The organism is Parasegetibacter sp. NRK P23 (assembly GCF_023721715.1).
Lineage (GTDB): Bacteria > Bacteroidota > Bacteroidia > Chitinophagales > Chitinophagaceae > Parasegetibacter.
Genome location: NZ_JAMDLG010000001.1, coordinates 2,380,272 through 2,393,121, shown reverse-complemented (window position 1 = coordinate 2,393,121; position 12,850 = coordinate 2,380,272). Strand labels below are relative to the sequence as shown.

The following is a 12,850-nucleotide window of genomic DNA, read 5'->3' as shown; positions in this document are numbered from 1 at the left end:
AACTTTCTACAATATGAATTTCGAAAGCAGGTGGGCCACCGCGCCTTCAGAAGCAAAAAAAATGGATACGCAGGCGTTAAGAAAGCACTTTCATATCGGAGGTCTTTTCCAGCCTGATCAGATCAATATCGTGCTGTCGCATTACGACCGCTTCATTACCGCGGGCATCATGCCTGTAAAGCAAACGTTGAAACTGGAAGCGCCGGAGAATCTTAAAGCGCCTTATTTCCTGGAAAGAAGGGAGCTTGGTTTGATCAATGTAGGGGGAAAAGGAACAGTAACCGCTGATGGCACCACGTATGAGATCGGCTACAAAGAAGCGCTGTACCTGGGTAAAGGCATTCAGGACGTAGCATTCGCTTCCGCTTCAGCCGACGCGCCAGCGAAATTCTATATGAATTCCACACCGGCGCACCACAGCTATCCTTCCGCGCACATCACCCGGGAAAAAGCGGATATCGTGGAACTGGGCGCGCCTGAAACCGCGAACCACCGTGTTATCAATAAAATGATCGTAAACAGTGTAATCCCTACCTGCCAGTTGCAGATCGGTATGACGGAACTGAAATCAGGCAGCGTATGGAACACCATGCCTGCGCATACTCATGACCGTCGTATGGAAGTATACTTCTATTTTGAAGTACCGGAAAACCAGGCTGTATGTCATTTTATGGGAGAACCCCAGGAAACAAGGCATATCTGGATGCAGAACGAAGAAGCGGTGATTTCTCCCAACTGGTCCATCCATTCGGGAGCGGGCACTTCCAACTATACCTTCATCTGGGGCATGGCGGGAGAGAACCTTGATTATGGGGATATGGACCATTGCAAGATCACTGAACTCAGATAAATACATGCATATATGAAAAAGATAACCTTATTTGGCGCAGCCTGCCTGTTGCTGGGTGCCTGCGGTACAACCGGGCAAACCAAAATCAGCCTGTCCAACCCATCCGCCTTTGAAAGAAAGGCGGAAGTAGTGGAACTCCCATGGTCAGCTGTGCTTAAAAAGTATCCCGCAATGGATACCACCCAACTGAAAGTGACCGATGCCGGCTCCGGAAAAGAACTGCTGTACCAGATCGAATACAAAGGGGAAAAATCTCCTGTGAACCTGCTGGTGCAGGTGGATATCCCCGCTTCAGGCACCACCACAATCGCGCTCGATAAAGGAAAACCTGCAGCCACAACACCACTCACTTATGGAAGATATGTGCCGGAACGCCTTGACGATTTTGCATGGGAAAACGACCGCATCGCTTTCCGGATGTATGGAAAAGCACTGGAAACCACGCCCAAAGACAATGCCTATGGCGTGGATGTATGGAGCAAACGTACGCCCGCACTGATTATCAACAAATGGTACAAAACAGGAGATTACCATAAAGACAACGGTGAAGGACTCGATTATTACAAAGTAGGACGCACCTTGGGCGGCGGGGATATTGCGCCTTATACCGCAGACAGCATCTGGTTCCCGCTGAATTACCGCACCTGGAAAGTGCTGGACAACGGCCCGCTCCGCACCACGTTCGAACTGGGTTACGAACCATGGAACGTGAATGGACGAATCGTTAAAGCTGTTAAAAGAATCTCACTGGATGCGGGCAGTAGCCTCAACAAAGCAGTGGTAACCTACGAGACTTCAGATAAAAATCCTTTGGATGTTATCACTGGTATCACGAAAAGGCCTGAACCAGGCGGCAATACCGTAACAGACGCGGCCATTGGGTTAACAGCTTATGAAGAACCCGCTCATGGCGAAGACGGCGTGATCTTCCTGGCTACCCTTGCCGCAAAGAAAGCGGAAACAACTGAGTTCAAACAGCACCTGGCCACCAAAATGCAGGTGGAAAGTGGCAAACCTTTGGCGTATTACTTTGGTGCAGCCTGGAACAAAGCGGGCTATTTCACTTCCAATGAGGCCTGGACCAACTATGTGCGCAATTTTTACCAACGTTCACAAGAACCGATTCAAATCAAATTCTAATCATGAGTGTATTACAAACATTTGATCTTACCGGAAAAACAGCTTTGGTAACCGGCTGTAAGCGTGGTATCGGTATGGCGATGGCCGTGGCTTTGGCTGAGGCGGGCGCCGATATTATAGGCGTGTCCGCTACTTTGGAACTTTCCGGGAGCCAGGTGGAGAAAGAAGTGCTGGCAACGGGCAGGAAATTCCACGCTTACCAGTGCAATTTCCAGGACAGGAACGATCTGTACCGCTTCATCAAAGAAGTTCAGTCTGCACATCATGTGGATATTCTTATAAATAATGCCGGAACCATCCTTCGCAAGCCAGCCGCTGAACATCCCGATGAATACTGGGATGAAGTGATTGCCATCAACCAGACCGCCGCATTCATCCTCACCCGGGAATTCGGGGCGAAGATGGTGGAGAAAGGCAGTGGTAAAGTGGTGTTCACAGCGTCGTTACTCAGTTTCCAGGGCGGCATCACTGTACCTGGCTACGCGGCCAGCAAAGGCGCCATCGCTTCCCTCACCAAGGCCTTCGCCAACGAATGGGCGGGCAAAGGTGTGAACGTGAACGCCATCGCGCCGGGATATATTTCTACCGATAACACCGCCGCCCTCCGGGCCGATGAAAACAGGAGCAAATCTATCCTCGACAGGATTCCGGCCGGAAGATGGGGCGAACCTTCAGATTTTAAAGGACCTGTGGTGTTCTTATGCTCGAATGCGGGCGCTTATGTACATGGTACATTGCTCACGGTAGATGGCGGATGGATGGGACGATGAACTTTAAAGCCTAAAGACTTGTTAATAAATTCCTGTAAAGGCGTGCTCCACAGCACGCCTTTGTTATTTGCGGGAATAAGATTTGCCTGATCCCGATAGTTTGGATGTTAAACGGCGTCTAATTAGCCTTCATTGAAAGTGTGTAAGGATGTTTAAAATTTACCGGATGAAAAATTTGTGCCTGTTAGTAGTTGCCAGTGTTTACAGCTTATCGCTCTTCGCCCAGCCCCCTGCTCAGGATGGCCCTCCCAGGGTAAAAGATGGCAAACTGTATGGAAGAATTACCGATGAGAAAACAAAAAAAGGAATAGATGCCGCTTCGGTTCAGTTGTTCATCGTTAAAGAACAGGACGGGATTTTTAAAGATAGCCTCGTAAGAGGCATGCTCACCAAACCCAACGGCGATTTCAGCTTTGAAGGACTGCCCCTGAACGACAGCCTGAAAATGATGCTCAGCGCCGTAGGATATGCTTTCACTGAATATGGGCTCAATCCAATCGGGGCAACAGGTGCACAGGATGCGGGCAATATTAAACTAGCCCCCGAGGCCACGGTACTCGATAATGTGACCGTTACCGCCAGCCGCCCTACCATGCAGATGGGCATCGACAGAAAGGTATTCAATGTAGAAAAAAACCTCATGGCAACAGGCGGAACCGCGGTTGACATCATGCGCAACATTCCTTCCATTACCGTGGACGTCGAGGGAAACATTGAACTCCGGAACAGTACACCCCAGATTTTTATTGATGGAAGGCCCACCATTCTTACTTTGGAACAAATTCCTGCCGATAACATTGAGCGCGTAGAACTTATTACCAATCCCTCCGCGAAATTTGACGCGGCCAGTGGCGGCGGGATCATTAACGTGATCCTCAAAAAGAACCGCAGACTTGGTTTTAATGGTACCGTATCCGCTGGTATCGGAACGCCTGAAGTCCTGAATGGTAACGCCAACCTGAATTTAAGAGAAGGCAAATTCAATTTTTTCCTGAGTGGTGGGTATAACCAGTCGGGTGGCGTGGCGCGTGGAGAAACATTTCGTCAGAACAAAGTGAACGGCGTTACCGATAACTTCTTCAACCAATACAACCGAAACGAGCGCGACCGGAAATTCAACAACATCAGGTACGGCATCGACTATTTTCTCGACAACAGGAACACCCTTTCGGTTTCCCAGAACCTTACCGATGGCCGCTTCGCGAACCGGGAAACCCAGGACCAGGAATACCTGAACAGTGCCGGTATCCTCGAAAGAACTGGTTACCGCGTTTCCAGCGGAAGAAATGGTTTCAAAAGGAACAATGTTCAATTGAATTACAAACACCTCTTCAACTCTTCCGGCAAAGAACTCACCGCGGATGCCACTTACAATGGTGGAAGCGGCACCAACACCACCAATATCCTGAATACTTATACCAATGCGGATGGAACGGAATACGCTTCCCCGAGTAACGTAAGAAACGCAGGTTCCAGCGACAACGATCAATGGACGTTCCAATTGGATTATGTAAATCCGATCAATGATACACGTAAAATAGAGACTGGTCTGCGCAGCTTCATCAACAACAGCAACAGCATGTTCAGCACTTTCTCCATCGATAACGGGGGCGCTGAAACCAAACTTCCGCTCAGCAACAACTACTCATTCCGCGAACTGGTTCATGCGGGCTACTTTACCTACACCGATCAATTCAAAGGGATCGGCTACCAGGCCGGCTTGAGAACGGAAATCTCTGATTTCGAAGGAACATTGATCGACAGCGCACGCACCTTCGGTTATAAATACCCGAATCAACTGAAAGATATATGGGACGCGCTTTTCCCCAGTTTATACCTTTCAAAACAGGTGAGTGAGAACACGGAACTTCAACTCAACTATTCCCGCCGCATCCGCCGTCCGGGGTTCCGCCAGGTGAATCCCTTCATCGATATCAACGATCCCGTGAACCTGCAGCAGGGTAATCCGGAACTGCGTCCCGAATTCACGAATTCACTCGAATTCAACTTAAACCAGAAGTATAAAAAAGGCAATTTCCTCGGTGTAATTTATTATCGCAACAACAACGGCGACATCACCCAATACAGTGATACCATCAGCGCGGCGCAGTACCAGCAACTGAACAACGCCGCCGTTGACCCCAACGCCATCCTGAATACTTACATCAACGCACAAAGTACCAACAGGCTGGGCCTTGAACTCACCTTGCAACATAAGTTCACCCGTAATTTCGATATCGTGCCTACCATGAACTTCCAATACAGGAAAGTGAACGCCAATGTGGGCGACCTGAACCTCAGCAACGAAGGCTTCAACTGGGAAAGCAAACTGATCGTAAACTATAAAATCACCAACGCCTCTCCCGTGTTCAACAACCTCGGGTTTCAGGTAACGGGCGAATATGAATCACCCGAAATTATCCCGCAGGGCAGAAGGAAAGAGCAGTATGGCGTGGATTTCGCGATGCGGAAAGACCTGTTTAAAGACAATAAAGGAAATATCACTTTCGCGATCGATGATGTATTTAATTCCAAACGTTTCGGCACCATCTACGATACGGATGCTTTCTACCAGGATTCCTACCGCCGTTGGCGCGTACGGACTTTCAGGGTAACATTGAGCTATCGTTTCGGGGATAATAATTTCTCGCTGTTCAACAGGAGAAGAGGTGGCGGGGAAGAAAGAAGCGGGGATGATATGGAAGGGTGATCTTGTGCACGGAGTAGTTTTTTTCACGCAACTGCTTTGTGCTTCGCACGGCGCAGACGCGAGGTAGCAAGGACGCAAGGCGTTATTTGTGTTTGGAGCGTTTCTGTTTTATTTCTCGCAACGGCGCAATGACGCAAGGCTAGAGCACTATTTAATTTTTTCCTGATTGGTTGGGGAAGAGGGGAGTCTTAGTTGAGAATATTGCAATGATTGTATGTATGCTGCAATGGGTGTGTCATTGTAGCTGCTTCACATTTTCCGATCTTAATTGCTGACTGATGAAGTAATATGATGCGTTTTTTATTCCTTATAGAAAATCACGGCAATGAACCTCGATAATCCGAATGGAACATCAGGCAAAGCTCTTTCCCCCAAATTTAAACGCTCCCAATAAAACAGCCCGCCGCGTCGTAGCGTCGTTGCGAGAAAATTTCCATGCCCGCTCCCCGATAGCATCGCGCTGAAACACAAACAACGCTTTGCGTCCTTGCTCCTTGGCGTCTTTGCGAGAAAATAAAAAGTACTAAAGTAGTTGTGTGAAACAACAAAAAAGCCGGCAACATTACTGCTGCCGGCCTTAAGTTTTAGGGGAATATCTTACTTAGTTACCACCATTTTGTCCGCGTCTTTCGCATTCAGGTTGATCTCGAATACGGTAGTTTCGTTTGTTTTGCGGCTGGTCACTTCAAAACGGAGGAAAGTGTCGTCGATTGCTTCAGTGTTCAGCAGGAATTTCTTGTAACCGATCTCTCCGGCGAGGTTGTCTTTGTAAAGCACATCACCGTAAGCGCCTTTCACCACTACTGTGTAATCGCTCTGGTTGGCCAGGTTCAGTTGGAACACAGGACGCTCCTCCATTTTACCGATGAACTTCAGGTTAACGGCGGTGGGAGCAGGACCATCAGCAGCCATTACTGTGCTGTTGAAAGAGAAAGACATGATGGCCATCAGTGCTACAGCGAAAAATTTGTTGTTAAGTCCCTTTTTCATAATAAATGATTTCTTAGTTAATTAATTTTTTTTGCCTCGAATTATGAATATGGACTACAATCGTGTTACAAGCGGATGCTAGATGTTGAGCGGCTCGGTGCGCGTTCAGCGCTGTTTGATATATCAACAGTACAAAAGTATAACGGGACAAACGGGGCCGCAAATCAAAAAAAAGGTGATTTCATTACCGTAAAACTGTTAGAAAAAATGCAAAACCCTTGCTGGGAAAGTGTTTCAGCGAATAAAAATCATGACACCCAGCCTTGTTTTTTGTCAAAAAAAACTTTTAAAAACGTTTGAAATGCGTGAATAGGTTAAGAAATCATGAACTAATTGCAGAAATGTTCATTCATTTTAAAATCCATATATGTTGTTCGCTGTATTAAACCGCCATTCCGGGGTTTGCAATATGCCGTCTTCAGGAACTTCATACCAGGGTGATAGCTTGCGGTTCTCCTTGTTCACCAGTATATGGATATCCTGGGCCGGCATATAGCTCTGGGCCAGCAGGAATATCTTTTTCCCAAAAGTCTTTTCCCGCGCTACGGCCATTACGATCACGGCATGCCCCGGACTTCCGGCTTCTATGAAAACATCTCCCGCCTCCAACTGCGCTATGGGTTTCCGATGGAGTTGTTTGCTCAGGGATATCGTGCTGGCATAAGCGAAGACGATATCAAGGTATTTTCTGAAATTGATGTAGGAATGGTCTGCCGCGGCGCCCGCCTTCCAGGAACAATGGTTCCCGTTAAACTGGATACGTTCCCCGTTTGCCCACCTGCTGTATGTTGCGGAGAATCCGTTCACAAAATTAAAGCTGATCAGTTGAGGTTGTTTTGTTTGAAAAAGATATTCAGCACGCAGCCGCATCACGGCATCGGCACATTGCTGGAGATCGCGTTTGCCCACATCAATATCCAGAACACCCGCATGAACTTGCTGATTGGCTTTCAGGCGGCCATCATACAAGTATACGGCGCTACCGTGCGGCTTCATAGGAAAGTGGTGCAGGAAGTGAACGAAGGTGTTCCTGGCTGCAGGAACCAGTTCATAACCGGCCGGGGGTGGAAACCTTAATAGCAGTGTATCTGATGGAGTCGCTTGTGCCGGAATTTCTTCCTCCGACGAAAGCGCATCGGGCTGGAAGGTACAGGCATGGCCATAGAGTGAAAGGAGTCCTGCTAAAATGCAAAGTTGTTTCATGGGAGCAATGGTTGGTTGATTACTCCCGGGAAGCAGGAACGCTATTTCTCCATAAGCCGCGGCTGTTTAATTTGTGTTAATGTCTGTTTCTGTAAGCCTGTATTTTACGGCGTGAGGAAGTGGTTTCACCGGTCTGCCGCTGAATTCTCCCCATATTTTGGTGAAGGCTGCGCCGAAATAGAAGATCAGCGCGGTATAAAATACGAACAATAGAATGAGCACAATAGCGGATGATGTACCAAAGATGGTGCTGATGTTACTGTAGTTCAGCAACCAGCGGAGGATCAGTTTGCCGATATTGAACGCGATGCTGGTAACAATGCCACCCACAATGGTGGTGCGAAGCGGTGCCCGTCCATCCGGCAAAAAATGGAACACCAGTACGAACCATACGGTAACGATGATAATGGAAATGAAATAGCTGAGTACACTGTTGAAATATACCGCCATCTGCGGAAGCAGTTTTTCCAGGTAACCGGCCAAAAAAACATTCGCGGCCTCAGCGATCACACCGATGAACAGCAGTAGTCCGGCGGACACGATCACGCCTACCGACTTCAGCCTGGAGGTCAGTGTTTGTAATACTTTCTTCTTCCCGACTTTTACCTTCCAGATCTGGTTGATGGAGTTTTTTATGACCCTGAAGAGGGTGGTGGCCACGAATAGAAGGAATATAAATCCCCCGATGGTGATGAAAGGGTTTTCCGCCAGGCTCCTGAATGCGCGCAGGGTTTCCAGTATTTGCAAGGCGCTTTCCTGCCCCAGCATCTGGTCGAGTTGCCGGAAAAGCTGTCCGCCAATAGACTTTTTTCCGAAGATGGATCCGAGTAACTGGATGATGATGATCAGGATGGGAGGAAGGGCGAAGGTGGTGAAGAACGCCGTGGCGCCAGCCATACGCAGCGGATCATTGGAAACCAGTTCCCTGAAAGTGTTTCTTAAAATCTGTATGGTGGAACTTACGAACTTCATGGTGCTTTTTTACAGGCGTAAAAGTCCTGCTTTATACAATTGGTTCACGGGTTTATTGTACCAGAACAGGTCAAAATCTTCCAGTCCCGCGGCTTCATACTGTGCTGTTATTTCCTGCAATGTAAATGTTTTCATGTTGGATGGCGACAACTTTGGAAGTGTGTCCACGAGCCAGGCGCCTTGTTCCCGGTTGAGTTTTATTTCCAGTGTTTCTTTGTTGTTGCTGAAGGCAAGACTCATCATTTCCCACTGTTGTCCTTTTTTCGATTTGGTGAAATGGCTGATCTCTGGTGGTTTTCCGAGCCATACCAACTTGGCTGTGGGTTTGGGCGCGCTGTATTCCTCTTCTTCCAGGCATTTGACGATATAATCTGGAGGAACAGAAGTAGTAGGTACTTTGAAATCGAACCATTTTGAAAGCGGGTAATCGAAGCAGGCGCCGTGCATATAATTGAGCAACGATTTTTTCAGGCCGAAACTGAAGGCATCGTGGTCGGCGCCTTTCGGATCGGTATGAACGATGTCGTTGTTGGCGAAACTGCCGATGGTTTCCGTTTCCTTTTTCACACCGAATTTTTCGGGATGCAGGCCCACCGGACTGTGTGCCGTCATGGCGAACTGGTGCCAGAAGGCGGATTGCAGTACTCCGGCCTGGAACATTTGCCGTACCATTTCGAGCGAATCGATCGTTTCCTGGGAAGTTTGTGTGGGGAACCCGTACATCAGGTAGGCGTGTACCATGATGCCGGCTTCAGTGAAATTCCTGTTCACCCTGGCCACCTGGGCAACGGTAATCCCTTTCTGGATCAGTTCCAGTAAACGGTCGGAAGCCACTTCAAGCCCACCGGATACGGCGATGCAACCCGAGGCTTTGAGTAAGATGCAGAGGTCACGGGTGAAGCTTTTTTCAAAACGGATATTCGTCCACCAGGAAACGACCAGTTTTCTCCGGATGATTTCCAGCGCGAGGGCACGCATCAATGCGGGCGGGGCTGCTTCATCCACGAAATGAAAGCCCGTTTGTCCCGTTTGCGCAATCAGTTCTTCCATGCGGTCGCACAAAAGGCTGGCGGTAACGGGTTCGTATAGCCGTATATAGTCGAGTGAAATATCACAGAAAGTGCATTTGCCCCAATAGCAGCCATGGGCCATGGTCAGTTTATTCCAGCGCCCGTCGCTCCAGAGACTGTGCATCGGATTAGTGACCTCAATCGCGGAGATGTATTGATCGAGTGGAAGATCACTGTAATCCGGTGTGCCCACCTGGCCCTGTTTATAGTCGGTACAGGCCGGGTTGCTGATGTAAGTTACGGTATCATTTTGCAGGAAGAAGGTGCGTTTCAACTGATCGCTCCCTATCTCGCCGTTCACGTGCCTGATTAAATTTTCTATGGGTGCTTCTCCATCATCGAGGGTGATGAAATCGAAACAACTGAATACCCTTGGGTCTGATAAAGAACGGAGTTCCGTATTGGCGAAACCGCCGCCCATCACCACTTTGGAAGAAGGGAAATGAAGCTTGATGAATTGCCCACAACGCAAGGCCGCGTAAAGATTACCGGGGAAAGGAACGGAGATCGCCACGAGTTCTGGGTTCAGCCGTTCCATCTTTTCTTTCAGCAAATCCAGCAGGATTCGGTCTATATAAGTGGGCGCTCCCTGAAGCGCCTCATGTAACTCATCGAAACTGTTCGCGGAGCGACCCATTCTTTCCGCGTACCTGCTGAAACCGAAATGCGGATCGGCGCATTCTTTAATCAGGTCTGAAAGGTCTTCCAGGTACATGGTGGCCAGGTGCTTTGCCTTGTCCTGGTTACCCATGGCGCCGAAGGCCCATTGCAGGTCGTCTGTTTGTTCGAAGCGGGAAGCTTCGGGCAGGAAGCGGCGGCTGCATACCTGGTGCGCAAGTGTTGGATTTTTTCCTTGCAGGAAGCTGATTACCGCATCTATAGTGTGGATGTATTCATCTTTGAAGAGCAGCATCCGTTTCGCATTCGCTGAAATGGCCGTTCCTTCCTGTTCAATATGCTGAAACAACGCGGAGAGCCCATTCTTACTAAAAAGTGCCAGCGTTACTTCGATGCCAAGATCGGCCTGGAAGGAACGGATTTTTTTTGTATTCAGAAATCCTTTCAGGTAGGCCGTAGCCGGGTAGGGCGTATTGAGCTGTGTAAACGGAGGCGTGAACAGGAAAACGGGAACACTCAAAGTCTGATGATTTAAAACGCAAAAGTACCCGATAATTTCCGGTTACTGAAACCCATATCACAGGACGTATTCGCCGTTTATGGGGTTCACTGGCTCAGGCACGTTCTTTTCTCCCAGCATTTGGAGCAGGTTGATTTCGATGGTGCGCGCGATCTGGTTCAGCGGAATGGCCGCCACATTGTTCTCGAAGGGATTGATCAGGCTCATCCCGTTGATTTGGGTGGAAACGAACACAAAGCCCAGCAACCAGCTCATCGGAATTGACCAGATGCCCATAGTCTGAGACGTTACCAACGCAATGGATACCACAAAAAGCCAGATGAAAAGTTTCGTAAAATAACTATAAGTGGTGGGAAAAACAGTGTTTTTGATGCGTTCGCTCATACCCATTTCATCCGTAAATTTAACCAGCAGGGCATCCAGTTGTATCAGCCTGAACCCATCTATATACCCCTGCTGGTGCAAGGCCTGGAGCTCGCGGGCCTGAAGTAGGAGCAAGGCGTTGGGCAGGTTCGTGTGTTCGTCCACTTCGTGGAGATCACCAGTGGGAATATAGGTTTTGTCGCTATCGGTTACACCACCCCTCAAAGCGCCTTTTAAGGTGTACAGAAAACCAATATGCCGGTAAATCAATCTTGTGCGCAGTCCCTTCAAGACTTCAGGGGCCACTTCTTCCTTATCTATGTAACTCAGTACCGACCTGGCCCAGGAGCGCGAATCGTTCACCAATGCCCCCCATACTTTCCGGGCCTCCCACCAACGGTCGTAAGACTGGTTGTTGTTGAAACCGATAAAAAACGCGATGGCCGTACCCAGCACCGTTGGTACAATCACCGGAATCTGAATGTGGTAGTTTAGCAGGTATTTATGGATGAGGTAGGCTCCTGTACAGGAAGCTATCATGATCAGGTCTACATGCCAGGTGTTGCGCAGGATGCGACTGACCCTGATGTTGGAGGTAACAAGCATGAGTGGGATTTAGTGGCTTAAGTAATGAAGTTACTGTTTCCCACCCATGCTTAAAATATTATGCCATCTAAATATCGTAGGGAATAAAAAACTCGGTGGTATTGCCCTGCTTGTCGGTAGCGATCAGGTCCACTTCCCCGTTGTTCCAGTTTTTTGTTTTCACTGCTTCGGAAAATTGCAGAAACTTGGTTTTATCTGAAATGTAGTTACCGTTGGTAAAACATGCACCGGGGCAATCCCAGCTGCCTTCCACCTTTAATTCATTACCTGAACCGCTGTTCAGGCGGAACATGGCGGAACGGGAAATATAAAAGCTTTGCCATTTGGCAGCATTGGTGGCCCTTACTTCAAAATAAGGATTGGTATTGTCGAGTGGCACAATAACAACCAGTTCAGGGTTTTTGGTAAGCAGCACATAAGGTTCCCACACATCGTCGATACCGCCTTTTGGGCCTTTGTGTATGATGTTTTGTGGGACGGAGCCCTGCTGGAATACAAGCGTGTCGATGTATTCCCTTTTAGCCGTGCCGCTGGTTGCGCTGCCGTAAACATGAAGGTATGCGGTCCATTCTCCTGCGCGGAAACCATCTATGTTCGCGGACAGTTTTCCATTCACCTTATCGAAACGGAGGTGGTACTGGTTAACGGTACCCTTGCGTTGGAACACGACAAAAGCGGAATCTACTTGCGCGGTAGAGATGGTGGTGGCATCGAAGGTGATTTGAAACTCCTGCGCGGGGGGCTCCGGCTCTGGGGCCGGAGCGTCGTCTTTACTGCAGGAACTGGTACCGGCGCACAATATGCTAAGGAAAAGTGCGCAACGGAAGAATGTGTTGGAACGTGGGTAGAAAAACATGGCTGTACTTTTTTTACCACTACTGACCGCGTTCGGGGATTCAACGTTGCAAACGGCTCCACCACATGTTCATGTGATTCGAAAGTATTTTAACCGAATAGTTAAGGTGCAAAACACGGTGTCGGATAACGGAAAACAACGTCGGTGGCACCGGTTTACCAACTGATTTTACCGCCACCGCA

Annotated in this window: 10 protein-coding genes; 4 read left to right on the top strand and 6 right to left on the bottom strand. The window is 48.6% G+C overall.

What is annotated here, in order from left to right:
- The first annotated feature begins 13 nt into the window (after positions 1–13).
- From kduI to M4J38_RS09665, 4 genes are all read left to right on the top strand, one after another.
- Positions 14–850, top strand: coding sequence for a 5-dehydro-4-deoxy-D-glucuronate isomerase (gene kduI, locus M4J38_RS09680; RefSeq protein ID WP_251759354.1), 837 nt, complete (start codon positions 14–16; stop codon positions 848–850).
- 12 nt (positions 851–862) lie between these two features.
- Positions 863–1,990, top strand: coding sequence for a DUF4861 family protein (locus M4J38_RS09675; RefSeq protein WP_251759353.1), 1,128 nt, complete (start codon positions 863–865; stop codon positions 1,988–1,990).
- A 2-nt stretch (positions 1,991–1,992) separates the two neighbouring features.
- Positions 1,993–2,760 carry an SDR family NAD(P)-dependent oxidoreductase gene (locus M4J38_RS09670; RefSeq protein ID WP_251759352.1) on the top strand — a complete coding sequence of 256 codons (768 nt, stop codon included), beginning with the start codon at positions 1,993–1,995 and terminating at the stop codon, positions 2,758–2,760.
- 166 nt (positions 2,761–2,926) lie between these two features.
- Positions 2,927–5,470: an outer membrane beta-barrel protein gene (locus tag M4J38_RS09665; RefSeq protein WP_251759351.1), complete on the top strand. Its 2,544-nt coding sequence runs from the start codon at positions 2,927–2,929 to the stop codon at positions 5,468–5,470.
- 597 nt (positions 5,471–6,067) lie between these two features.
- Here M4J38_RS09665 and M4J38_RS09660 read toward each other — a convergent pair.
- The 6 genes from M4J38_RS09660 to M4J38_RS09635 all read right to left on the bottom strand — a co-directional run bounded on the left by M4J38_RS09660 (position 6,068) and on the right by M4J38_RS09635 (position 12,668).
- Complete coding sequence (locus tag M4J38_RS09660; protein ID WP_251759350.1) at positions 6,068–6,460, bottom strand: hypothetical protein; 393 nt, start codon at positions 6,458–6,460, stop codon at positions 6,068–6,070.
- Between the two features lie 354 nt (positions 6,461–6,814).
- The gene (locus M4J38_RS09655; RefSeq protein ID WP_251759349.1) at positions 6,815–7,663 is read right to left on the bottom strand and encodes a DUF4846 domain-containing protein; all 849 of its coding nucleotides are present in this window, start codon (positions 7,661–7,663) and stop codon (positions 6,815–6,817) included.
- Positions 7,664–7,729: 66 nt separating this feature from the next.
- Positions 7,730–8,635, bottom strand: a complete 906-nt coding sequence (locus M4J38_RS09650; RefSeq protein WP_251759348.1) for a YihY/virulence factor BrkB family protein — start codon at positions 8,633–8,635, stop codon at positions 7,730–7,732.
- A 9-nt stretch (positions 8,636–8,644) separates the two neighbouring features.
- Positions 8,645–10,843: a radical SAM protein gene (locus tag M4J38_RS09645; RefSeq protein ID WP_251759347.1), complete on the bottom strand. Its 2,199-nt coding sequence runs from the start codon at positions 10,841–10,843 to the stop codon at positions 8,645–8,647.
- A 57-nt stretch (positions 10,844–10,900) separates the two neighbouring features.
- The gene (locus tag M4J38_RS09640; RefSeq protein ID WP_251759346.1) at positions 10,901–11,812 is read right to left on the bottom strand and encodes a bestrophin family protein; all 912 of its coding nucleotides are present in this window, start codon (positions 11,810–11,812) and stop codon (positions 10,901–10,903) included.
- A gap of 67 nt (positions 11,813–11,879) precedes the next feature.
- Positions 11,880–12,668, bottom strand: coding sequence for a hypothetical protein (locus tag M4J38_RS09635; RefSeq protein ID WP_251759345.1), 789 nt, complete (start codon positions 12,666–12,668; stop codon positions 11,880–11,882).
- Positions 12,669–12,850: the final 182 nt, after the last annotated feature.